Here is a 23,396-nt window from a genome sequence, read left to right on the forward strand (position 1 = left end):
ATAAAATAACCGGGAGAGTGACATGGTAGAATTCAAAACAGTTCAAATTGAAGGACATGATGATTTTGAACTAAATATAAAAAGAGAAAGTAAATTAACCTACCATATCTCCTATAAAGCAGACAACAAGCATAACGGTATTATATTTCTTATTCCAGGGTTTGGTGAAGATGCAAGTGTGGAGTATCAGAAAAAGCTTTTAACACATATTACGGAAGAGTATGGACTACTCTCAGTTTTTGTAGAATACCATGCTATCTTTTCAAGACCGACAAACGGTGCAATTATCAGTTTTGACGAAAAAGACGGAATAAGACTTATTGATATTATCAAAAAATATAATGTGGTCTTAGATGAAAACGATCTCAGTGTAAAATCTATTCTCTTAGCACTGAACCGTTCACTTCCAAAAGATAATGAAGAGATCATTACTGCTACACTTTATCCAGCTAAAAACGAGTACCAAAACTTCGGTATATTACAAGCGATTGATATATTAACAGTTTTATATGATTTAAAATCTTCAGGCTATGGGGAGCTTATAGAACACTCACCTATTATAGCTATGGGGAGTTCTCACGGTGGCTATATTGCAAACCTGTTAGCCAAATTGGCTCCAAATACTTTTGATTTTATCATTGACAACTCTTGTTATGTAAAACCACCTCTAAAGTATATTGTAGGTAAAGAGCACGATATCACTAGATCGGAACTAAAAACTAAATATTCAAACTTTATATTATCATCCTATACACTTACACACTGGACAAAAGACCCTCAATCTAAAAACCACTTTTCAAACTCTGCTTATGAGATAAGAGATTTAACAAACCAGTCTCATCTAAATGAACAGTTAAAGACTTACAATTCAAAAACATCATACATATCGTACCATTCAAAATATGACCAATATATAGCACCTTATGATGATAAACTAGAATACGTAAACCATTTAAAAGAATATGGTACTCACTATACGTTTATGACAATTGAAAGTGAAGATCAGATTGACGGCAAACTTATTAAAAACCTCGACCACGCCATGGGGGCATCTAATAAAGAGATTTTGAGAAACACTCTGCCTTCTTTATTAACAGAGAATATAAATTCCGGTAAAACTGATTTATGTAATCAATCAATCATCTCTTATACTACATCAGAAAACAATACCTATGAGTTTAGATTTAGTGAGAACAATATAAGTGCAAGGATTACATCCGCTTCTTAATCTCTACACCCTTTTGAGATTAAAACAGCTAACTCATCAACATAGCTTGACAGTTCTGCCCATCGATCGTCTGTAGTTCCATGGTCTGTTGCATAAACATAATCAAAATCATGCTCAAGTGCATAGGCACATACTTTTTGTGCAATATTCTCTTCATCTGAACTATAAAGCACTATCGCTTTTTTTGTATGTTCAGTGGGTTGGTTCAGATTTGTTTTATACACAACCTTTTCATATGTAGTCTCCCGAATAAGAACCACAGATGCGATATCTCCCTCCATATAGATAGGGTCTACACTTGTCCCTGGATTTAAGATATTAAATTGCAATCCTTTACTCTCGGCATACTGCGTTATCTCTTGATAGTATGCAAAATCCTCCTCATTACGTGATGCCTCATCAAAAAAGAACCCTTCTAACCCGTAAGTTTTATAGAACTCTGTCCATGCATCTATATTTTGTTTCACCTCAACTACAGGACGCTGCGTGTAATCTGTATATATATATCCAACTACCTGTATCCCCGCTTTGTGTAAAGCATCGATCCCGTTTATATAACTTGTACTAGGTTGTGTAAAATCTCCGTTAGACTGGTTTACTATGGCTACTATTTCAAGATTGTTTGTCTTTTGTTTCAGCGCTATTAAACGTTCCCAACTATCATTTAATGAAGGGTAGGAGTATAACGGAACCAACATCTTTTTTACACCAACCTCTGTTTCACTTGTACTGTCCGTATTACAACCACTTAATATGAAGAGCATCATAACACCAATGAGAAATATCCTAGCTCTATTCATCATGCATCCTTATATCTTTTCTCTTTGGATATACAAAATCTACAAGCTTACAGTTTTTCTTTTTCAGTATCTCATCATTACACGTTAAAACAACATACGCCGATGTCGGGATATTATCGATATATTGATCGCTGATGTAGTTACTAAGTTCTGTAAGTTCGGGATTGTGTGAAACGATGGCAATTGAATCGTATTGTTTGAGTTGTTCGTTGATAAAGGCTAAAAGCTCTTCACTTGATGTAGCATAAAGTTGATCGCAAAAAACAACTTTGCTTTGCAACTCTTCACTAAAAATCTCAGCCGTTTTTCTCGCTCTTTTAGCAGATGAGGAAAATATTTTCTCGATCGCAATCTTTTGTGTTTTTAGGTAGCGTGCCATCACAGGCGCATCCCGTTTTCCCCTTTTGTTAAGGGGTCTGTCAAAATCAGCTAATAACAGGTCTTTCCAGCTTGATTTTGCATGTCTAATCAAAAGAACTGTTTTCATAATTTTTTACCTCTGTATAACTTGCACCTGCATTACGAGTTTATCCATCCCGTAAGGATCAACAACACTAAAATAGATATTGCCATCGGTTATTATAGCCGTACCCATTCCCTCCTCTATAGTCTCTTCCCCATTGTAGTAGTCTTTATTTATATAGCGTATCTGATACTGTTGTCCAGCTACAATGTCTAAATTATGCAGTTCCCCTTGTGTAGTTACCCTAAAAGCCATAATATTACTCTCCTTCTTTTATCTCTAATTATCAATTTCATCAGTTGCCGTAGGAATCTCTATTGTAAAATTTGCCCCACGTTCTGTATTGGTCACACTGAGGGTTCCGTTACAATGTTCCTCAACAATCGTCTTTGACATATAAAGTCCGAGTCCCGTACCGTTATTATCATGTTTTGTACTAAAGTAAGGCTCAAATATCTTTTTCATTATTTTATCAGGAATCCCTCCAGCATTGTCTTCAATACTTATTGTAACATTCTCTCCTATCTGATACCATAATATCCATATTTTAAAATCTCCATCTCTTTTCTCTAGTAAAGCATCTTCCGCATTTTTAAGTATGTTTAATAATACCTGTTTAATCTCATTTACATAAGTATATATACTAATATTGTGATCCCCTTCAGTTATCACTTCGATGTTTTTAGACTCAAAAGAGCTCCCGATAATCTGCAGTGTTTCATCAACAATCTGATGAGCCGTAGCTAATTGCTTCTGTTTTTTGTCCTTAAAAAAATCTCTAAAATCATTGATCGTTGAAGAGAGATGCTGCGATAAGTTATCTATCGACTGAAGCTGTTCGAGAAAAAACTTCTTCTCATAATTATCAAGTTCTATATCTATGGTCAATGTCCCTGAAATAGTGGAGATAGAAGAGAGCGGTTGGCGCCACTGGTGTGCAATCATATTGATCATCTCTCCCATCTGTGCCATTCTTGACTGATGCAGCATATACGATGTTTGCTCTTTTGTTTTTTGCGTTTGAGTTTTTAAGTTTTTTAAACTCTTAAAAAGTGCCAAGATGATTAATAATAATAAAAAGTTTGCAATCAATCCCACAAGTGTTATAAGCAGAGGATATGGACTTGTTGTTGCATCATCAAACTCTTTTGTACTTGCAAAATATACATTCCATGTAAGATTGTTCACTTGAAACTTTTTCACCGTACTATACTTTGCTTTTTTAGCATAGGAAGTAAATGAATCATATAACAGGTGCTGATCCGTCATCTCTTCACCATCGTAAATTTTCATCTCTAAAGCGGATCTTTTCACATCAAGTGTACTTATAAGGTCATTCATACGAAATGGACTATAGACAAAACCTTTAAGCAGTTTTCTACGCTCCTCTACCGTCTTTGGCTTCGTCCCTTTTTTATAAAGTGGAAGATACATCAGCATACCAGCCTGAACATCGGAATCTATCTCTTGAACCAATGTTACTTTTTTGCTGATTGCAGGCAATCCGGTATCTCTTGCTATCTCCATCGCCGCTCTTCTAGTCGGTTCTGAAAACATATCATACCCTATAGCTTCTTTGTTTCGTTTATCCAAAGGTTCAAGATACAAAATAGCGCTATATATTTCCCTTTCCCCTTTTGGTTTCAGTGAAAATGAATCAATCCCCTCTTTTTGCATCTTTGTCTCAATAGCTTCTACTTCATAAGGTTTCAGCATTACTGCATACCCGATACCCTGCATACCGTAATTGCGTTTTTTTATTGCCAATGCATCTACAAAGTCATGCCACTCTTTAGCAGATACGTTATCACTTCCCTGAAAAAAACCTATTCCGCTGTGCAGTATATTTTCATAAAGATAGATCTTATCTTCCAGATTTTCTAAACTCTCCGATATTCTTCTCTCAAACCTCTCATCTGCAAGGTTGTCATAGTAGCTTTTCGAATAAAGCCATATCACTATAGATAACGCTAAAGAGAGTAAAAAAACAAGAAAAACACTTACACCACTATATGTAAAATATTTATTTAGAAGTCTAAACAGGAACTTTATACATTGAACCATGAAAATAACCTTGAATATTAACTATATAGATTCTAGCATAATAATCCATAATACTAAAAATATAACAAATATTTATAATATAGAAGCCGTTTAAGAATTCTATGAAGAGAAAATAAGTATGATTGTTCCATGAAAGAAGAACTTTTAGCAATAAAAAAACTGACCGGTGATATAAGTTTACTTTATGTTGAAGACAATGCTGGACTTCGTCATAATATGGAAAAGCTGCTAGGAAGAGTTTTCGAAAATATTATACTGGCTGAAGACGGTGAAGAGGGTTATAAAAAATTTTTGGAGTATCAGCCTAAAATTCTTATAACCGATATTAATATGCCTAAAACCAACGGCTTTAAATTAATAAAAAAAGTGATGACAGCAGATCCCGACTGTAAGGTAATTATCTTATCAGCCTATGATGAGAAGGAGTATCTTCATTTAGCTATCAATCTTGGAGTGTTTCGCTACCTGCAAAAACCTGCAAAAGTTCCTGAGCTTCTTAACGGTATCTACTCTGCACTAAAAGCTATTCACGATCAGGAAAACAGATGTCTTTTTGCTAACCAGCTGAGTACTATTTTGAATTATCAAAACAATATAGTTTTAATGATGCATGATGAGGAGTTCATACTTTGTAACCAACGCTTTTCTGAATTTTTCGGGGTTGAGGACCTTGAGGATTTTGAAAAGAAATACCCGGATATTGGCGATCTTTTTCAAGAGCATAAAGAGTTTTTATACTCTACGCCGACAGAAAAATGGTACGATGTAGTTAAAGAAAATCCGGGAAAACTTTTTCATACAAAAATAAAAAACCATGAAAACGAAAGCCGCCACCTTATACTCAAGGCAAGGGCCGTACCTGAAAAGGAGGGGCATTTTGTTCTCTCTTTTGATGATGTCACAGAACTCAATCTTATGTCTCTATTTGACAGTGATGCAACAAGAAGAGACAGTCTTGCAAAAGACACAGAGTCGATTACCTCCTTAATGCGTGTAGTTCAAAACAACTCTTCAGAACTTAAAATTCACAACTTCTATAAAGGGCTTACAATTGTCAATTCTGCTGTAATTGCAAAAATTACAGATGATGAAGTGGTACTTAAAATGCCCTATCCACAACTTAAAATCATACAATTATCAAAATATCTGACTATATCTTCTGAGGTGTTTCCAAAGAGTGTCATCTGCCGTGATATCAAACAGGTTGATATGGACAGCCAATCTGTCACTATAGGAAAGATGAGTTTTGCGCTTCAAGAAGTAGCAGATAGACAGTATATCCGTCTAGAGCCTGAAGAGAACCATAGCTGTACGATCTTTTATAAAAACATCAAATTTGAAGGAAAAACCAGAATTGTAGATATTTCGGAAGTCTCCGTAAAAATTGCGATCGATGCTCTACCTGCAGGGCTCGTAGTTGGGACTGAACTTAAAATCTCATTTAACCTTAACCTTAACGGCAGACTCATCTCCATAACAACAGATTCAAATGTTTACAGAATTGATGAAAACGGGAAAAACTATTATCTTATAACAATGTATGAGCTCACTAAGCACAATCTCCATCAACTCAAAGACTATCTTGCCAGCAGGCAAATGGCTCTTATACGTGAGTTTAAACACTTAGGTGTATAGTATGACTCTTATTTGGTAAGATCTCGCGCTTATCCTCATACGCATTTGCACTCTCTATACATACAAACTCTTTATAGGCATCCGGTTTCATACCGCTCATTCTTGCACACTTGTCGATCCACGGATTCCACACAACTACACTCTTAGAACCGCTGTTTTTAAGCTCTATCTCGCGGTTGGCATCTTTTAAAATAATCGTATCTTCCACACCCTGATAGACACGATCCACCTCTTGAGAAAATCGTATCTCATCCACTTGTGTATGGTGTTGCAGAGTAAGTGCATCAAGGTATTTTTTACCCTCTAGTCCTTCTATAGTGACATCTTCGATCGCCGATACATTAAAATATGTATGAAGCGCTTGAGTGATTGTAAAAGGAACATTGTCACAGTTTGTAGTTTTTAACTCCATCTCAAGTGTTTTTCCAACTCTGATCGTAAGCTCTACCAAAAATTTATAATCCCATAACTCTCTACTCTCTTTTGAATCTTCCAAAGAGAATCTAAGTTGTGTAGTATCTTCATCAAGCTCTTGAATCTCACCTAGTTGCCACATTACCGTTCTGGCAAACCCGTGTTGCGGAAGTTTAGGATTGTTATTTCCAAAAGAGGGCCAGCAGATCGGCACCCCTCCGCGGATAGCAGTTCCTAATTCAAATTTACTTGCATCACTCAGCCACAGTAAAGGTATCTCACTGCTGCGCTCATAGTGAAAAAGATGTGCACCCTGCAAAGCTATTTTAGCAATTGCAGCTTTATTACTTATCTCTACATATTCAAACCCGTTTTGAAGCTTTTTTATCATCTTTTAAAACTCCGCCATCTTAAAAACTTCGTACGCTACCTCTTCGTAAAGGTGTACCTCTTTGAGCGTTTTTACAGCCTCTTTTATCAGCTCATCTTTGCAGATCATCTCCACTTTATACTCAGGCAGTACTTCAAGTTTATCAAGCTCACCTATGGCAGGATTCGCCTGCTCTATAGGCTTAAACTGTCCCTGTCCTAGAGTCTCCCACGAACAACACTCATAGTTCTCGTATCTTCCGACACCTAGTGCAAAAAGAGCCTCTTTTACCCTCTCTTTATCAGCTTCGGGGACGAAAAAGTTGAGTTTATACATTATTTTCTCTTGTTAAGTCTTGCTTTAAAAGCCGCAGGTGAAGCGTATTTTCCGGTTTTATCATTTGGTCCCGAGTCTTTTTCATCTACCGCTTTTAGTTTAGGCTGGTACTGTGTCGGTCTTGTTTTTGTCACCGTACCGTCTAGCTCTATCTTCTCAATTAGCCCCGCTTTTAAACTATTTAGTATTGTCATAACGATTTCAACATTTTGTTCATCTACACTCAGTTTTATCTCTTTCATTCTCTACTAACTCTCCGTTTGAGATTTTCATTACGATATTTTACCATCTCTTGGCGGCATAATACTTGCAACTCCGTAAAATAAAAAGAGAATGCAATGAAAGACGAGCTACATATAAACATACCGGCTATGGATGAAAAACACGATGAGTTTTTACAAATACTCTCTCTTATAAAGTCTTGTACTTCAAAGCAGTTCTTACCTTTGTTTTCAGAGCTTATAGAACACACCAGGGAGCATTTTAGTTTTGAAGAGAAACTGATGGATAAGTATGAATTTTACGCAAAAACGGAACACAAAGAGGAGCACAAAAACCTGCTGGGCGAGATGGAATACTTTTATGCACAGGCGCAAAAAATGCCTATGTTTGGAAAATCATACATCAATGACTACGCCTATGACAAGTTTAAACGCCACGTCATAAATATAGATTCCCAATTTGCAATGTTTTTAAAAGAGAGGAATATAGAGTTACAGTAACTGCCTTTTTAAGAACTCCATATAGTGTCCCTCCTCCTCTTCTAACTCTTTATGAGTCCCTTGCTGGACGATTTTTCCGTTTTCAAGGACATAGATCATATCTGCATTTTTAACGGTACTCAGACGATGGGCGATCGTAATAACGGTTTTATCTTTTAAAAGCGGTGTAAGTGTCGCGTAAAGTTTTGCTTCGGTGTGAACGTCAAGTGCAGAAGTGGATTCATCAAAGATCACTACACTTGGATCGGCTATGATCATACGGGCAATGCTTAGACGCTGACGCTGCCCGCCTGAGAGACGAATACCATGATGCCCTACAATCGTTTCAAGCCCTTTTGGCATCCCCTCCAACATCTTGCTTAGTTGTGCGATCTCGAGTGCTCTTGCTATCTCTTCATCGCTTATACTCTCATCCCCCATCGTAATGTTAAAACGCAAAGTCGCATTAAAAAGTATGGGCATCTGCAATACTAAAAATATCTTCTCTCGAAGTGAATGCTTGTCAATATCTTCTATCTCTACACCGTTACACTGATAACTCCCGCTCTCTTTTTCATAAAAGCCCGAGATGATCTGAGCCAGTGTTGTTTTTCCGCTCCCGCTCGCACCGATAAAAGCTACTTTTGCACCGCTTGGGATCTCTAAAGAGATATCTTCAAGCACCCTTTTTTCTTTGTTGTAAGAAAAGTTCACATGGGAGAGTTTCAGATCAAGTCTCTCTGTAGAGAGTTGTTCTGCTCCGCTAGCTTCCGTTTTTAAACCAAGCACTCGGTTGAGTCGTTTGATAGCAGCTGTAGCCGAGGAGTAGGAGTACTGCATAGAAAGGATATCCTGCACCGGTGTCATAATAAACCAGATGTAGCCAAACATTGCAAACATCATCCCGATGCTCAGATCACTGTACGCCACGAGTAAAAGTCCGCTTGCCCGTAAAAGCTCAAAAAAGATTAGAAATATCGTGTAAGAAAGTTTTTCAAAAGCTACACTTTTATAACCGTATTCATTGGAGGTTTTCTGAATATCCTCTGCTTGTGTTATAGCTTTTGAAAAAAAGTAGTTCTCTTTGTTACTCGCTTTGATCTGTCCAAACAGCTCTAAAGATTCCCCGATATCCTCCTGAAAACGCTCAATAGATTCGTTCTCCTCTTTTTTGAGCACACCCACACGTTTGACCATCTTTTTGGAGATAAACATAATCAAGGGCTGAATCAAGAGTATCAAAAGTCCAAGAACAGGATCGATCGCTATCATCACAATCCCCACCGCTATCATTGTCAAAACCGAAGCGACAAAACGGCTGGCACTTGTCATAATGAAACTATCTAACGTATTTACATCGGTGATGAGATTTGCGGTAATTGCGCCGCTTCCAATCGTTTCGTACTCGTTCATAGAGGTGATTTTTAGATGCTCGATCACCTTTTTTCGCACTTCAAACGTGACATATTTTGCGATCTTGGTAAAGATTTTTGTGATCACAACCGTAAAGATGAAATAGATAAAGCGTAAAAATACCACCGCAAAAGTTACAAGTGCTATGTAATAAAAAGCATTTCCGGCTCCAAAAAGCTGATCGATTGTCGAAACTATCTGAGCCGGTTTATCCAAGAGCACCTCATCGACCATAACAGGGAGCATCAAAGGGATAGGGACACTTATAAGTATCGTTATAAAAGTGATTATCTGTCCCCAGACAAGGGCTCTTTTTTTCTGTAAAACCAGTTTAAAAAGATACTTTAAAGATATTGGTTCTTTCTCCATATTATTCATGCCTTAGTGCATCTATAGGATTCATTTTTGCCGCTTTTTTTGCAGGGAAATATCCAAAAAATATCCCCACAAACATAGAAAATATAAAAGCAACGATAATCACCGTTGTATTGATAATAAAAGGTATATCAAAATAGTTTGTCGCTCCAAGAGCAATTGCTAAACCGATAATAATCCCTATCAGTCCGCCCAAAGATGAAAGCACAATTGATTCTACCAAAAACTGCAGCAATACTTCTCGCTCCATCGCACCTATTGCAAGACGGATACCAATCTCTCGGGTACGCTCGGTAACCGAGACCAGCATAATATTCATAATCCCGATTCCGCCTACGAGTAAACTAATAGCTGCAACAGAGCCAAGCAGATAGGTTAACATTTTCGTCGTAGATGTCATCGTTTTTATGATGTCACGCATATCGTGAACATGAAAATCATCATCCATCCCTTTACGGATACGTCTGATCTCACGCGTAATGAGTGTGACCTCTTTTTTTGCTTCTTCTATATTTGCATCTTTTTTAAACGAAAGCAAAATTGCACTGATATCTCTGCTCCCGCTTATTCGGCGCTGGAACATCCTGATCGGAACCGCTATAAAGTCGTCTTGGTCCATTCCACGCATACCCGCAGCCCCTTTAGACTCCAAAGTACCTATCACCTGACACGAGAATTTTTCCAAACGTATATTTTTATTGATCGGGTTTTGCTGTCCAAATAACTCCTCTTGAACCGTATGTCCTATTACACACACGGCTTTTCCACTGCTAAGTTCTTGCTCGGTAAATGTTCTCCCTTTATCTATGGTCCAGTCACGGATCGTAAAATAGTCGTTGTTTGTACCGTATACCGCCGTCGTATGGTTTTCATTTCCGTAAACGGCCGTTAAACTTGCAGCAGTTGAAGGGGCAACCGCACTGATGTAGGTTGTCTCCCTTTGGAGCACGGCAATATCATCTATATTAAAAGGTTTTGTAGTAATCCCTGCAGATGCCGGACCTCTTCGTTCAGCTCCCGGAGTTAATGTCAACATATTGCTTCCGAGTTTAGAGATGTTTTGTGTAATATGTGCAGTTGTCCCATCCCCTAAAATCACCATGGCAATAACCGAAGCAACACCGATCACAATTCCAAGCACCGTTAGGAATGAGCGCAGTAAATTTCTTCTGATCTCTTTTATGGCAAGCAATAAGGCATTAATGAACATCTTTACCCTTTCCATTTAACTTTATGTTTTCGATCAAACCATCTTTAAAATGGATAATTCTCTGTGCAAAACTTGCCATATCCTCTTCATGTGTTACCATGATAACGGTAATCCCCTGCTCTTTATTAAACTTTTGCAACAGCTCCATTATCTCTATACTTCTTGCCGTATCCAAGTTCCCCGTCGGCTCATCGGCTAAAAGTATTTTAGGGTTTGTCACTATCGCTCTTGCAATTGCCACACGCTGTTGCTGTCCACCTGAGAGCTCTCCTGGAGTATGTTCCCATACCTGAGCTATGCCCACTTTCTCCAACGCCTCTAAAGCCATCTTTTTACGCTCTTGGGGTTTGATCCCTTTATAGATCAGAGGGAGTTCAACATTTTCCAGAGCTGTCGTTTTTGCCAAAAGATTAAACCCTTGAAAAACAAATCCCAGATAATAGCGTCTTAAAAGAGCGAGCTGGTCTTTATCTAAACTTCCGACATCGGCACCCTCAAACAGATACTCTCCGCTGCTTGGAACATCTAAAGAACCTATGATGTTCATCATAGTCGATTTTCCCGAACCGCTCGGTCCCATGATCGCTACAAACTCCCCTTTCTCAATCGCTAAGTCAATCCCTTTGAGTGCATATGCAGTAGCTTCTCCGCTACCGTACACTTTTTTAACTTTTCTAAACTCAATCAATGGGGGATTTTTTTTCTCGGACATAACTATTTACTACCTATGATCACTTGTGTATCTTTTGCCAATCCGCTTTTAACAATTGTATAGACACCGTCACTTTCCCCTAACACTACATCTTGTGCTTTAGGTTTACCGTTTTCTAAACTCCAAACTCTCTCCCCCTTAGTATTCTCCATAGTTTCCGATTTTGGAGCATATCTTAGTGCCGCATTAGGGATAGTAAGTACCTGTTTAAGCTCCTGCGTTTTTATTTGTGCAGTTGCCGTCATCCCCGGTCGTAAAAGCAGATTGTCATTATTTACCGCCACAATCGCATTGTACGTTACAACCCCGTCAACTATCTCCGAGTTAAACTGCACTTTGGTGATCGTACCGCTAAAAGTTTTTTTCGGGTAGGCATCAACGCTAAACGTCACGCTCTGCCCTTTTTGTACCTGGCCGATATCTGCTTCATCGACACTTACAGAAAGCTCCATCTTTGCCAGATTTTCTGCGATCGTAAAAAGTACCGGAACCTGCATAGAGGCAACAACGCTTTGTCCAACATCTATGCTGCGATCCAAGATAATCCCCTCAAGCGGTGAGTGTACAACCGCTTTACGCAGATCATCTTCATTTGACTGCAAGTTTGCTTCAGCTTGTAATACCAGCGCTTTTTTCCCGGTATAACTTGCACTTGCAAGATCATAGGTAGTTTTTGTTGCATCCATCTCTTTGCTTGAAGGGTAGTTACCTCCCGTTGATTTAAATAATGATTGTGCACGCTCATACTCCACTTTTGCATTATGAAGTGAAACTTTTGTGTTTTCAAGATCTGCTTTTGCAACCGCTAATGCCGCTTTTGAGTTTCTCACCTTTGATTCTAGTTTAGTAGTATCGATTTTGGCTAGAACCTCCCCTTTTTTTACATGATCGTTAAAGTCAACATACACTTCTGTAATCGTTCCTGAAACCTCAATACCCACATCAACTGTATTAGTAGGCTCCAGATTACCCGTTGCCGAAACGGTAATCACAATATCTCTAGATTTTGCTGCTTCTGTTTTGTATTCGATGCGTTTTTGTTCAGGCATAAACTTCATCCCTGCAACTGCCCCAATAACAACTATTAAACCTAACCATATAAGCCAGCGTTTCCATTGCGATTTTTTTGTTTTATGCACACCTATAGTCTCTTCTAATGACTGCTCTTTCATAATTGTTCCTTTGTATCTCTTAGTGCAAAATGTAATGTAGCAAGGGAGAGTTGTATATTTATTTTGTTTATCTCTATCTCCAGTTTTGCAGAGTTGATAGAGTTTTCTAAAATCTGCACATCGTATCCTGTTTTATACCCTGTTTCAAAAGCTTTTTGCGTAATCTTTTTCAACTTCGTATAGAGTTCTAAGTTCTCTTGTAAAATTTTGTTGACATCTTGATAGCGCTTGATGCTCAGAAGTGTTTTTTTATACTCCAAAAGCTCTTCTCTTTGGGTATCGTTTGTTTGTGCTTTTTGCTCTAAAAAAGAGGTATACATCTCCTCTTTTGCTGCAAAAGTGTTGTAATCAAGCGGAATATTTAGCACTAAGCCTGCACTGTAGAGTGTACCGTTTTGATTTAAAACAACGGCACCGCTGTCATAACTTGTGTAGGTTGCTTGAGCATTTAATTTCAAAGAGGGAAGATACTCAGCCATCCCTTTTCTATAGCTGTCGTAAGTGACGCTGTTTTGTTGTTTTGCCATGGCAATATTGTAGTTGTTTTTGGTGTAGGTTTCCTCATCGATCAATGAAAATGTCGGCAGAGAGATTGAGTCTACCGCTGCTTCGGTGTATTTTTGCAACTCCAACTGCTCATTTGCAAGTGTCTCTTGCAAAAGTACGTAGTTTGTCTGTTCGGTATTTTTCTCCATCAATGCATCGTTTAAGAGGGTGATGTCGATATCGCCAAGTTCGTACTGTGTCTGTTTTAAAAAGAGTGTAATCTTTTTGTTTTCAACCAAATATTCACTCTGTTTTAGCTGGAGTTCATACTTTTTAATGCGTAATGCCGATAGGATGATCTCTTTTTGGTAATTTTTATGTTGTTGCTCTAGTGAAAGGGCATCGTAATTGTACTTGTCATTAGCATACTTGATCGTATAGTAGATCCCGCCCGAGCGAAAAAGGTTTTGTGAAAATGAAGCCGAGAGTTGAGAGAGTCCGCTTCTTGTATTTGTTTTATCTGAGTACTGCTGTGTATGCGATGCAGAGAGATTAAGAGGTGAGAGCCATTCGTAACGCTGTACCTCTGCTCCCGCTTCTATGCTTTTTTTCTTTTGCTCTAATATCGTACTTTTATCCGCCGTCAGTGCTACATCTTCGGCATGAGATAAAGTTACAAAAGTGCTTATACTCAAAAGAAAAAGGTTTAAAAATAATGGTTTATACCCCACTTGTTTCTCACTTTTAAAAAAATCTATTTTGTTTATCTAAAAGTATTGTAACCAATATTTTTGGGTATAAATGTAAATAAGCAGCTAAAAAATGTTTGTTTGATTTTTAAAATAGAGATTATGAGTACTCCGTCAAAGATTGACGGAATGACTCATTTAGCGGATCAATCTTCCTAAACTGTAGTATCTTTTTGTAAGTCTGCCTCTAGAATCCCAGTATTTCCAGTAGCCGTCTTTTTTACCGTAAGAGTATTTACCCTCTTCTACTTTTTTACCACGGTACCAACGTTGATAGAGTCCACTACGTTTGCCGTAGCTATATGTTTCTAAGTTCTTTAATTTCCCGGTAGAAGAATCATAATATTTTTGCACACCGTCTGGTTGATTGTTAGAGTAATTTTTTTCATGGACTAATACCCCTTTATAGTTCCAGCTTTTAAATACACCGTCTTTATCACCGTTTTTATAGTTTTCTTCACGAGTTTGTCGTCCCGAAGAGTAATCATAAGATTTTTGTACACCGTGTTTCTTGCCCATAGAGTAGTTATTTTCGTATCTCAGCAGACCTTTACTGCTCCAGCTTTTAAATGCACCGTCTCTTTTACCATCTTTATAATTTTCCTCCGAAGATGCACTACCATCACGGTTATATCTTTTAAAAACGCCGTCTTTTTTCCCATTTTTATAATGCTCTTCACGCTCTAAATAGCCGTCATAATAACTCCAAACTTTAAATGCACCATCTTTTTGTCCATTTTTATAGTTCTCTTCACGATAAGACTTGCCATTTCTGTACTTTTTGAAAATACCGTCTTTTAAACCATTTTTATAATGCTCTTCATTTTCCAGTTCTCCTTTAGAGTTCCAGCTTTTAAAGACACCATCTCTTTTGTCATCTTTATAGTTTTCTTCTCTTACAAGCTTTCCAGTATAACTGCTATAGTATTTAAAGGCACCGTCTTTTTGCCCATTTTTATAGTTCTCTTCATGATTAAGCTTCCCATTACGCTCAAAGAATTTAAAAACTCCATCTTTTCTATCTAGTTTATAATTTTCTTCAGATATTAATACACCCTCTTGAGTCCATCTCTTAAAAACACCGTCTTTTAGGTCATCTTTATAATGAGCTTCAAGCTTAGGTTTGCCATCGGGATACCACTCCAGCATTGCACCGTCTTTAACCTTGTCGGTCATATATGAAACATAACTTTTATACTCTATAGAAGTTTTTGCACCGTTTGATTCAGTAACCGTATGTGTATAGTGCATAAAAAATGCAAAATAGATAGCAGGTATAGCTGCAGCTAAGAACACACCTACACCTATTGCAATCTTTTTCTTTGTCTTAGCCGACATCGGAGGCTTATTTGCTTTTTCCTGCTTAATCTTCTCTTTCATCTCTGTCTGCTGCGCCTCTACGTTTTCAAGAGCTTCTGCCTCAGGAGAACCTTTTACAATAGGCATACCATGCGCATTTTTTGCTACACAATACATGTTACCAAGCGGTTTAGTCCCTACAAAACCATTAATGATAAACACAATAATAGGACCGACAAAAGGGATGAAGTTAAGCAACCACATCCAACCAGAGAGATTTGCATCGTGAAAACGTTTAATAGAAGTTACTAAACTTACCCAGAACATTACAAACCATGAGATAGTAAATATTACTGAGATAACCATCCCCAGACCTATTTTCTTATCTACACGGCGTGAGATCTCTGAAGCTGCATCTCCATTGAGCACATTTGTAGCCATATCCGCCATACCTTTAATGACAAAGAAGTACTCCATCATCCACAATGCTATACTTAGAGCGATTAGTGATACAAATACTTTCCACCACTGTGCACGTGTATAACACCCTTTCGCTGAAAAAAGTCCCCCCGGTTTACATAACACATACTCAGTAGCCGGACCGTTTGAGATATGAACATTCTCTACCTTTGGAGTCGTTGCATTTAGCAGATATACATCTTGTGCACTCTCTCCGTCTTCACTTAAAAAGTCTACCTCTTGCCCCTGATTTAATGCTCCGTCACCGCTAACATCCTCTTTTGTAAACGTATAACGCTTACCATCCTCACCGCTGATTACCCCCTGCAGCTTCTCTGCATCGTAAAATAATATGTTTCCCTTCATATTTTCCCTATGTATAAAATAAAATTATGATAATTTACAAAAAAAAGCCATAGACTTACCCCTGATTATTGAAAAACTTTTTATAAAAAATTATTATGTTACTTTTATTAACTTTTTTTTCGTCTGGCTACGAAGCTTTAACGATAAGTCCTTCATTAAGGGCTTGTTTGCTATACAACTCATGTTCCACACGAACAACCGTATCTTCAATATTCTCTTTCTCTTTATAAAATGTCGTAGCATAATTTGACGCTGTTTTAATCGATGACTGTAACTTGCTTATGATTATCTCTAAATCATCTTTAGATACATTTTTCAAAACCAGTGCATACTTTTTCTTATCCCATTTAATAATAAGGTCATCGTCTCTTAAGAGTTTTTGCAGTGTTTTTGCAACTTTTACAACCGTGGCATCATCCACTTCCACACCGCAAAGTTCCAACATAACAAAGGCAAAATTTGTATCTGTTTTTCTCTGATACTTCACTACCATTTCCATCTTCTCATAAAAATAACTTTTGTTATACAGACCCGTCAGACGGTCTGTCACTTTCAGCTTCTCATAGTTCTCAATGTAACGCTTTCTTTTCTCTTTTTTCATACGGGAATTATCTGCGATAATAAACCCCTCAACCACACCGAAAAGCCCTTCGTTTACACTAAAATCAAAAAAGCGTACAGCCCCCTCTTCATAAAGTTCCGTATATTGTTTAAAAAGTGTAGGGACAGATGTACCGAGATCTTTAAGATACTTTTTGAGCACTGTAAACCCGTCTTTATATGAGAGTTCTTTAAAAAGTTCGTCAAACTCCTCTTTATCCTCATCCGACATCACATAAGGATTTTTTGCCTCCATCATATGACTTGTACAGGCAAAGTGTTTTGAGTAAAAATAAACAAGTGCCGCTACCGCTTTTTTTGGAGTATCTGCATTGATCGTTACCGTACCGTAAGTATGTTTTATCTTTGGATTGTGTGCGAGATACGCGCCCACTCCCTGCCAAAGATTATCTAACGCTCTCGTACTCCAATATTTGGGCTGCACAAAGCTGCGTCCCAGTTCTACTGAATTGCCGCAATACTCTTGAAAATCCTCACTGAATGTACAAAGATTGTATGTGTAAAGCCCGGCACGACCTTTGTCTTTGATAATATCTTCACACTCACCGATTCTATATGCACCCACAATCTCCAGCTCATCGTTGTCCCAAAGGATCAGATGTTTGTAGTATTCATCGTAGAGATCGTTGTCGTGTGAGAGTCCCGTTCCTCCGCCAATCGCACGAAATGAGATCTCACGCACACGTCCAAGCTCACGTAAAAGAAATGGGGAATTTTTCGCATCTGCTAAAATAATAGACTTGCCGTCAGCAGTATCTCCTAGATACTCCGCTCTTTGTACCTCGTCTTTGAGCATCTTTTTATTTTTCGGAGCCCCTATTGTGATCTCTGTTTTTAAGATATCCCCTTTATTACTCTCCAGTGTATAGAGGTGCTGATAAAACATCTTTACATACTCATCTACAGTCACCTCTTTATTTGCAAACGACTCAGGCGGGATCACCTTTCCGATCGTAAAACAAAGCGGCTTTTGTTTTGAAGCATTTACAAACTCTTTCATCAGTAGCAGAGCCGATATTTTATTCGGCAAAAGAAGTGAAGCAAGATAAAAAGGGAATGAGTTTCTCCCTTTAATTTTGATTGGAAGTATAGGTGTTTTTGTTTTTTGTGCGATTTTAAAAAAGCTTGCTTTCCAGTCATCATCTTTAAGCCCTTTTACAAATGAAAAACGGTTCACATATCCCGCGGGAAAAATGATCACGGCCTCCTCATTCTCTAGCGCTTCGTGAATAGCTTTTAAACTCCCTTTTGTAATTCCCCCTGTAACGTCAACCGGAATCCCCCAGCCAAACCCTTTTGAGATCTCGTACATCATAGAGTTGATAAGCAGTTTTACCGTTTTGTTCTCTCTGGCATTTGCGATCAGCTGTACTAGTGAAAACGAATCCTGCATCCCTGTAGGATGGTTTGCAATCACTAAAAGCCTACCCGTTGCAGGGATATTTTTCAACTCTTGAGGCTTGGCAGTATAGGTGATCCCAAGCCCATCTAAAAGATTGTCTGTAAAATCAAGACCCCTTAGATGCTCTTTGCCTCTGTCTATCTCGTTTAAACGCTTCTCACAAAACAGTTTTTGCAAACTACTTATAGTTAATTTTCTCGCCCAACTCGGTAACGTTTTCATCTGTTTTGAAAGGTTTACATCAACCAATCTTTGTACATCCATTATCATTGTTTCACCTCACACAAAAAACTTCTCTTTTTCCCATCATATCTGCTTAAAATTGCCGGCAGCATCACAAGATCTACTACCACTGCAATCACAAGGGCAATGGCGGTAATAATTCCAAAATTAACATTTGGCATAAACTGCGAAAGACTAAAAATAGCAAATGCCAGACTCAGCACTATCGTCGTAAACACAATTGCCAAACCGGCAAACTCAATCGTATAAGCAAGTGCACCTAGAAAATCCATCCCTTTTTCTCTGGCCTCTTTGTACTTTATAAGAAAATGGATAGTATCATCTACCGCCACACCGATGATAATGGCACCTGAGATTGCCACTCCAATATCTATGCTCATCCCAAGCCAGCCCATCACTCCTATAACAAGTACAATAGGTAAGACATTTGGGATGATAAAAAGCGGAATCATACGGATATTTCTAAATATTAGCAGCATTACAAACGAGACAACCGCGATCGCTAAAACAATAGACTCCACAAGCGTAGCGGTTACATCATGCTGCATATGTGCGAACATCGCCGTCTGCCCGTTTACCTCTGCAGAGTATGGTGTGTTTTTCCACCACTCCTCTGCCCATCTTATCATCTCCAAGTCAAGCGAAGTATCCACTACGTTTAAAGAAGCGGTCACACGCAGACGCTGTTCATCTACATCCATCTTGTCATTTATCTCCATCCCTTGCGGCAATGAGAGTGAATACAGAAGTAGGTACTGTGCGATCAGGTTTTGATTGTTTGGAATCTGTTTACTCCCCTGCATCACATCATTAAACTTCTTTACCACATCAACCAGTGAAGAGATATGTCTTACATCAGCATATCTTTTTTGAAACTCATTTGAAAACTGCTCAACTTTTTTCATAAATACGGGGTCTTTGATCCCGTCTTTCTTTTTAGAATCTACCACGATCTCATATGCCATAGGACCTGTAAGTTTTTCCTCTATAAAATGGATCGTTTGTTTGAAAACCACATCGTCACGTAAATATCTGATCGTATTGGAATCAACTCTCAGCTGGGAGATTCCCACACCTATAAGGACAAATATAAAAAGAGTAATTGTTAAAATCTGCAGATCGTATCTACGGATAAATCTCGCATAGTTTTGGGCAAAACTTCCCAGTTTTTTCTCTTTTTTTGTAACCTTTTTCACTTTTACTTTCGGGTTAATGATAGCTAGAACTGCAGGGACAAAAAATATCGTAATCACAAACGCTAAAAGTGCGGCATTTGCAGTCGCTATCCCTAAAGTTTTTATGGGTACGATCTCTGAAATCGCCAAAGAGCCAAAACCAATGGCAGTTGTGATTGATGTTAAAAAAGTTGGTAAAAAGTTTTTCTCTAGAGTATAAAATATAGCCTCTTCATTATCTAGCTTTTGACGTCGCCCCAGTAAATATATCCAGTAAAGGTGCATCGCATCGGCTATCCCGATTGCTATGATAAATATAGGCATATTTGCCGTAAAGTTATTAAGTTTAAACCCAAGCAGTATCTGGATAGAGAGAACTGTCACAAATGTAAAAACAACAACCGCTATACTTAAAAGTACCCCTGAGATACGTTTAAATATAACCCATAAAAGGATCATCGCAATAAGAATTGCTAAAGGGGTATATGTTGTCGCATCGTGTTTGCCGAGTGAACTAAAAGTGGCATTAAGCGGCGGACCGCCTGCCAAACGGAAATGAAAACCTGTTTTTTCACTCTCCTCTTCTACATAACCGCTTACTAAATCGTAGATAATCTTTGAAGAACCGAAATACTGGCTTGCTTTAGGTGTCAGGCGCCCCACAATCATTGTTGTCGTAGCATCACCGTTTATCAGTTTTCCAAGAAGCATATCCTCTTTAAGGGCTATACCCTTTTTCTCTTGGAGCTGCTGCAAAGACAGGAGATCGAGATCTTCAATAAAATTCTCGATCACAATCTCGTCTGGATACTCTTGATCTTTATGGATATACTGATAGTTTGTAAGTGAATCTACACGGGCAATAAAACGGGTCTCCCAAAGCATCTGTGTCAGTCTCTCAATAGAAGCCAAGGCCTTTTTGTTAAAGATACCCTTTTCATCTTCTAAAATAATTACAATCGAGTCATCGTTTCCAAAAACCGAGCGAAACTTGTCAAACTTTTGCAGAGCTTCAGAGTCTTTTCCAAACCAGATGCGGTACGAACCGTCAAACTGTACGTTTTTAAGCTGATAGCCGAGTATAATCGTTAAAAGAGGTATGAGAATAACAATCCACCAACGGAACCTGATAATATTTTCGACAAAGCGCTTCATCTAAAAATAGTACCCCGCTTTCACACTCATACGCTTTTGTTTCCCCATACGTTTAAGAGCTGTTTCGTAAGTATCTGATGGCTCACTCTGACGGTAATCGAGATGGAGTTTAAAAATATCGTTGATTCTGCTCTCATATTTTATGTAGTAGACCTGCTCGTCATACTCAAGGTCAAAGATAGCTCCGCCTACAATACTTGCATCGTTTCCTTCGTTAAAACTGTATCTTGCACCAATAAAAAGATCGTTTTGAAACACTTCAAAAAGTTCTATATCAGTGTAGGTATCACTCTGCAGGGTACCGTATCTGTAGTACTCCGCTAAAACTCCCAGATCCGCCTCTTTATAAACCTGCGTGAACGTGTGCTCAACACCTAGTCCAAGATGATAATAATCAGAGATCAGCTCCTGATCCAAAACATCCGCATACACCGCTTCAAGTTTATACAAAGTAGAGTCAACCACAAGAGTGTTATATGTTATAAACTTATTCACATAGTAAGCATTCTCATACACCTTGTACTCAGGTGCAACCGGAGCATTGTAAAAACGCTGAGAATCATACCCGTGTTCAAAAATGATCGAATAATCTAGTGCATACTCACCATCCCCGCTTCCTGAGTATTTAAAGTAGATACTCGGGCTGTTTTGAGATTTTGTAGTTTGCAGATCACTCTCATACGTAATCAGCTGATTTGTAAAAGGGTAATATACATACGGATATGCAGGCATAGCTCTATTCTCTTCGTAAAACTTTACGATCGCAGAAATCTCGGCATCGTCGCTGTAGTATGTATATGCCATATTCCAAGAACCCATTTTGTCATTTTCAGTCGGATCGGAGCGGAAATCTCTAAGATTAAAGACGTCTGTAATATTTTTGACCTCCAAAGCACCCCAGAACCTGATATTTTTCCCGAAAAAAAGTTGTGAATTTTCAAAATCGTATGCAGCGTATAACTCTTTTACGCGAAGGTAACTTCTATCGTTATGTGCCTCACTTGCTTTTAGATCATAATAATCTTGTTGTCCGCGCAGTTTCATAAATGCCTTGAAACTCTCTTTATTGTACGCCGCTTCAAGTTCCGCCGAGGCGGTATAGTTATTTGCATGTTTCCCTGAAGGTCTTGTGATATATGTTTGCGCTGCTAAATTCACATGCCCTTGAAACGTCATATCATCTAAAAATGAGCCCTGCTCAAGTTCCGGGAACTCTTCTGCTTCATCCTCTTTCGTAGCGTTAAGATCTGCCTCTGTCTCTTGTTTCTCTATAGCGGCAGCAATCGATCTCTTCGGTGCAAAACGGTACTTGTAGGTTGTAACAACCATAGACTGTTTAAACTTTTTTTGAAAAACCTTTTGCTCTTTTTTCGCCTCGCCGTATTTTTCAAAACAGCCACATCTCACTGCATTGACATGGGAAAATTCAAACAGTTTACAACTGTTAGGATATTTATCTGCTTCAAACTCATAAGAGCTTTTTTGCGGTACGTAACTCAGAAGCTGCACCGAATAACAAGTCTCTTTATCTTTTGCAGCCAAAGCCGTAATGATCAATAAAAATAGAACTAAAATACGCATAAAAACTCTTATAGGCGATTGTTCTTAAGAACGCGTTTATGAAAGTCTCTTGGCTTGAGCCCTGTTTTAATCTTCTCGTTTTTCCAAACTAACAGTGTCTTTTTATCGTTTTGGTGGTTGATCATAGTCATTTTTCCGACTCTCCACACACCCGATATCTTTTTATAGTTTTCAAAAAGTGCAGTTTTTAAAAGCTCATGCTTTCGATCGTAATAGTCAACTTTTTTGATAAGAAACGTTTTTGGATCAACCCATGAGACCTGCTTTGTATAGCCTGAGTATTTACTTTTAGGTTTTCTCTGCACCTCATACATCTTTTTCCCATCAAGTGTAACGAGCTTTGCGTCCCCCTTAAAGATAAACTTATCGATACTAAAAGAGCTTAAGTCCTCATAGGAAAATTCACTCCCCATAAATGAGCCCGATTTACTCTTGGATGCTATACGCTTCACACGTTTAAGAGCCGGGAGATAGAGCCACTGATCGTCATCTTTATTTACGTGTTCATAGTTTAAGAACTTCGTCCCTTTGACATCGGCAGGTGAAAGGAAAGTCATCAAAGACTTGTCCCCCGAATCGTTTTCAAGTACGATCATCTTCATTTTGCGCTCACGCTTTTGAGCACTTGCATTGATTAAAGTCATAGTCATCTCAGAAGATGAGTCTTTAAATCCACTCATTGCAGCTTCACTCTTTTTAGCTACATCCAAGTTGCTTATAGCCAATACATTAATCGACAACATACCTAAAACTATCAGTTTTTTCACCATAAAAAACATCCCCTATTAAAAAGTGAGTCAATGGTATCATCATGAAAATTGTATGAAACTTAATTAGTATCAAAAATTAGAAAAAATTATGATAACTTTGTGATATGTTTCCTTTTTGACATTATTTTTTCTTATATTATAATCCCTAATAATGTTTCTTATATCGTCTCTTGATAACTCTTTTATATTTGATAGTA

At 38.2% G+C, this 23,396-nt stretch carries 20 protein-coding genes; 3 read left to right on the forward strand and 17 right to left on the reverse strand.

Annotated elements, in window-relative coordinates:
• Window positions 1-22 precede the first annotated feature (22 nt).
• Window positions 23-1,228 (forward strand): DUF2920 family protein, encoded by a 1,206-nt coding sequence (locus FJR03_RS10630; RefSeq protein ID WP_193113476.1) that lies wholly within the window; start codon window positions 23-25, stop codon window positions 1,226-1,228.
• Here the strand turns inward: FJR03_RS10630 and FJR03_RS10635 are convergent.
• From FJR03_RS10635 to FJR03_RS10650, 4 genes are read right to left on the reverse strand one after another with little or no spacing between them, the layout of a single operon-like run.
• Window positions 1,225-2,028 carry a spherulation-specific family 4 protein gene (locus FJR03_RS10635; protein WP_193113477.1) on the reverse strand — a complete coding sequence of 268 codons (804 nt, stop codon included), beginning with the start codon at window positions 2,026-2,028 and terminating at the stop codon, window positions 1,225-1,227. The two genes, FJR03_RS10630 and FJR03_RS10635, sit on opposite strands and share 4 nt — an antisense overlap.
• The gene (locus tag FJR03_RS10640; RefSeq protein WP_193113478.1) at window positions 2,021-2,515 is read right to left on the reverse strand and encodes a SixA phosphatase family protein; all 495 of its coding nucleotides are present in this window, start codon (window positions 2,513-2,515) and stop codon (window positions 2,021-2,023) included. The genes FJR03_RS10635 and FJR03_RS10640 overlap by 8 nt, the downstream gene beginning before the upstream one ends.
• A gap of 6 nt (window positions 2,516-2,521) precedes the next feature.
• Window positions 2,522-2,746: a hypothetical protein gene (locus FJR03_RS10645; protein WP_193113479.1), complete on the reverse strand. Its 225-nt coding sequence runs from the start codon at window positions 2,744-2,746 to the stop codon at window positions 2,522-2,524.
• Window positions 2,747-2,770: 24 nt separating this feature from the next.
• Window positions 2,771-4,555: a CHASE domain-containing protein gene (locus FJR03_RS10650; protein ID WP_193113480.1), complete on the reverse strand. Its 1,785-nt coding sequence runs from the start codon at window positions 4,553-4,555 to the stop codon at window positions 2,771-2,773.
• A 129-nt stretch (window positions 4,556-4,684) separates the two neighbouring features.
• On the opposite strand from FJR03_RS10650, the gene FJR03_RS10655 reads away from it, so the two are divergent.
• Window positions 4,685-6,190, forward strand: a complete 1,506-nt coding sequence (locus FJR03_RS10655) for a response regulator transcription factor (RefSeq protein ID WP_193113481.1) — start codon at window positions 4,685-4,687, stop codon at window positions 6,188-6,190.
• On the opposite strand, the gene FJR03_RS10660 is transcribed toward FJR03_RS10655, so the two are convergent.
• From FJR03_RS10660 to FJR03_RS10670, 3 genes are read right to left on the reverse strand one after another with little or no spacing between them, the layout of a single operon-like run.
• Entirely contained in the window at window positions 6,171-6,995 is an 825-nt protein-coding gene (locus tag FJR03_RS10660; RefSeq protein ID WP_193113482.1) for a D-hexose-6-phosphate mutarotase, read from the reverse strand. The two genes, FJR03_RS10655 and FJR03_RS10660, sit on opposite strands and share 20 nt — an antisense overlap.
• 3 nt (window positions 6,996-6,998) lie before the next feature.
• A complete protein-coding gene (locus tag FJR03_RS10665) occupies window positions 6,999-7,310 on the reverse strand; it encodes a YqfO family protein (protein ID WP_193113483.1) in 312 nt (103 codons plus the stop codon).
• Window positions 7,310-7,552: a hypothetical protein gene (locus tag FJR03_RS10670; protein WP_193113484.1), complete on the reverse strand. Its 243-nt coding sequence runs from the start codon at window positions 7,550-7,552 to the stop codon at window positions 7,310-7,312. The genes FJR03_RS10665 and FJR03_RS10670 overlap by 1 nt, the downstream gene beginning before the upstream one ends.
• A gap of 96 nt (window positions 7,553-7,648) precedes the next feature.
• Between FJR03_RS10670 and FJR03_RS10675 the strand changes: the two genes are divergently transcribed.
• On the forward strand, window positions 7,649-8,032 hold the full coding sequence (locus FJR03_RS10675; protein WP_193113485.1) for a bacteriohemerythrin: 384 nt from the start codon (window positions 7,649-7,651) through the stop codon (window positions 8,030-8,032).
• On the opposite strand, the gene FJR03_RS10680 is transcribed toward FJR03_RS10675, so the two are convergent.
• The 10 genes from FJR03_RS10680 to FJR03_RS10725 form a co-directional block, all read right to left on the reverse strand.
• Window positions 8,024-9,793, reverse strand: coding sequence for an ABC transporter ATP-binding protein (locus FJR03_RS10680; RefSeq protein WP_193113486.1), 1,770 nt, complete (start codon window positions 9,791-9,793; stop codon window positions 8,024-8,026). The genes FJR03_RS10675 and FJR03_RS10680 overlap by 9 nt on opposite strands.
• 1 nt (window position 9,794) lies before the next feature.
• Window positions 9,795-11,009: an ABC transporter permease gene (locus tag FJR03_RS10685; RefSeq protein WP_193113487.1), complete on the reverse strand. Its 1,215-nt coding sequence runs from the start codon at window positions 11,007-11,009 to the stop codon at window positions 9,795-9,797.
• Window positions 10,999-11,721 (reverse strand): ABC transporter ATP-binding protein, encoded by a 723-nt coding sequence (locus FJR03_RS10690; RefSeq protein ID WP_283949391.1) that lies wholly within the window; start codon window positions 11,719-11,721, stop codon window positions 10,999-11,001. The genes FJR03_RS10685 and FJR03_RS10690 overlap by 11 nt, the downstream gene beginning before the upstream one ends.
• A 2-nt stretch (window positions 11,722-11,723) precedes the next feature.
• Window positions 11,724-12,893, reverse strand: a complete 1,170-nt coding sequence (locus FJR03_RS10695) for an efflux RND transporter periplasmic adaptor subunit (protein WP_193113489.1) — start codon at window positions 12,891-12,893, stop codon at window positions 11,724-11,726.
• Window positions 12,890-14,074 carry a TolC family protein gene (locus FJR03_RS10700; protein WP_193113490.1) on the reverse strand — a complete coding sequence of 395 codons (1,185 nt, stop codon included), beginning with the start codon at window positions 14,072-14,074 and terminating at the stop codon, window positions 12,890-12,892. Before FJR03_RS10700 ends, FJR03_RS10695 begins: the two co-directional genes overlap by 4 nt.
• A gap of 192 nt (window positions 14,075-14,266) precedes the next feature.
• Window positions 14,267-16,252: a DUF805 domain-containing protein gene (locus FJR03_RS10705; protein ID WP_193113491.1), complete on the reverse strand. Its 1,986-nt coding sequence runs from the start codon at window positions 16,250-16,252 to the stop codon at window positions 14,267-14,269.
• 127 nt (window positions 16,253-16,379) lie between these two features.
• Window positions 16,380-18,545, reverse strand: a complete 2,166-nt coding sequence (locus tag FJR03_RS10710; protein WP_193113492.1) for a GNAT family N-acyltransferase — start codon at window positions 18,543-18,545, stop codon at window positions 16,380-16,382.
• On the reverse strand, window positions 18,542-20,848 hold the full coding sequence (locus FJR03_RS10715; protein WP_193113493.1) for an efflux RND transporter permease subunit: 2,307 nt from the start codon (window positions 20,846-20,848) through the stop codon (window positions 18,542-18,544). The genes FJR03_RS10710 and FJR03_RS10715 overlap by 4 nt, the downstream gene beginning before the upstream one ends.
• Window positions 20,849-22,429 carry a hypothetical protein gene (locus FJR03_RS10720; RefSeq protein WP_193113494.1) on the reverse strand — a complete coding sequence of 527 codons (1,581 nt, stop codon included), beginning with the start codon at window positions 22,427-22,429 and terminating at the stop codon, window positions 20,849-20,851.
• Between the two features lie 8 nt (window positions 22,430-22,437).
• Window positions 22,438-23,199, reverse strand: coding sequence for an outer membrane lipoprotein-sorting protein (locus FJR03_RS10725; protein WP_193113495.1), 762 nt, complete (start codon window positions 23,197-23,199; stop codon window positions 22,438-22,440).
• Between the last annotated feature and the right edge of the window lie 197 nt (window positions 23,200-23,396).

It is taken from the genome of Sulfurimonas marina (genome assembly GCF_014905095.1).
GTDB lineage: Bacteria > Campylobacterota > Campylobacteria > Campylobacterales > Sulfurimonadaceae > Sulfurimonas > Sulfurimonas marina.

Coding starts and splice junctions, on each gene's coding strand:
- FJR03_RS10710 (WP_193113492.1), bottom strand. CDS start 18,545: ATGATAATGGATGTACAAAGATTGGTTGATGTAAACCTTTCAAAACAG.
- FJR03_RS10675 (WP_193113485.1), top strand. CDS start 7,649: ATGAAAGACGAGCTACATATAAACATACCGGCTATGGATGAAAAACAC.
- FJR03_RS10645 (WP_193113479.1), bottom strand. CDS start 2,746: ATGGCTTTTAGGGTAACTACACAAGGGGAACTGCATAATTTAGACATT.
- FJR03_RS10685 (WP_193113487.1), bottom strand. CDS start 11,009: ATGTTCATTAATGCCTTATTGCTTGCCATAAAAGAGATCAGAAGAAAT.
- FJR03_RS10665 (WP_193113483.1), bottom strand. CDS start 7,310: ATGTATAAACTCAACTTTTTCGTCCCCGAAGCTGATAAAGAGAGGGTA.
- FJR03_RS10660 (WP_193113482.1), bottom strand. CDS start 6,995: ATGATAAAAAAGCTTCAAAACGGGTTTGAATATGTAGAGATAAGTAAT.
- FJR03_RS10705 (WP_193113491.1), bottom strand. CDS start 16,252: ATGAAGGGAAACATATTATTTTACGATGCAGAGAAGCTGCAGGGGGTA.
- FJR03_RS10650 (WP_193113480.1), bottom strand. CDS start 4,555: ATGGTTCAATGTATAAAGTTCCTGTTTAGACTTCTAAATAAATATTTT.
- FJR03_RS10725 (WP_193113495.1), bottom strand. CDS start 23,199: ATGGTGAAAAAACTGATAGTTTTAGGTATGTTGTCGATTAATGTATTG.
- FJR03_RS10690 (WP_283949391.1), bottom strand. CDS start 11,721: ATGTCCGAGAAAAAAAATCCCCCATTGATTGAGTTTAGAAAAGTTAAA.
- FJR03_RS10670 (WP_193113484.1), bottom strand. CDS start 7,552: ATGAAAGAGATAAAACTGAGTGTAGATGAACAAAATGTTGAAATCGTT.
- FJR03_RS10630 (WP_193113476.1), top strand. CDS start 23: ATGGTAGAATTCAAAACAGTTCAAATTGAAGGACATGATGATTTTGAA.
- FJR03_RS10715 (WP_193113493.1), bottom strand. CDS start 20,848: ATGAAGCGCTTTGTCGAAAATATTATCAGGTTCCGTTGGTGGATTGTT.
- FJR03_RS10680 (WP_193113486.1), bottom strand. CDS start 9,793: ATGGAGAAAGAACCAATATCTTTAAAGTATCTTTTTAAACTGGTTTTA.
- FJR03_RS10695 (WP_193113489.1), bottom strand. CDS start 12,893: ATGAAAGAGCAGTCATTAGAAGAGACTATAGGTGTGCATAAAACAAAA.
- FJR03_RS10635 (WP_193113477.1), bottom strand. CDS start 2,028: ATGAATAGAGCTAGGATATTTCTCATTGGTGTTATGATGCTCTTCATA.
- FJR03_RS10640 (WP_193113478.1), bottom strand. CDS start 2,515: ATGAAAACAGTTCTTTTGATTAGACATGCAAAATCAAGCTGGAAAGAC.
- FJR03_RS10655 (WP_193113481.1), top strand. CDS start 4,685: ATGAAAGAAGAACTTTTAGCAATAAAAAAACTGACCGGTGATATAAGT.
- FJR03_RS10720 (WP_193113494.1), bottom strand. CDS start 22,429: ATGCGTATTTTAGTTCTATTTTTATTGATCATTACGGCTTTGGCTGCA.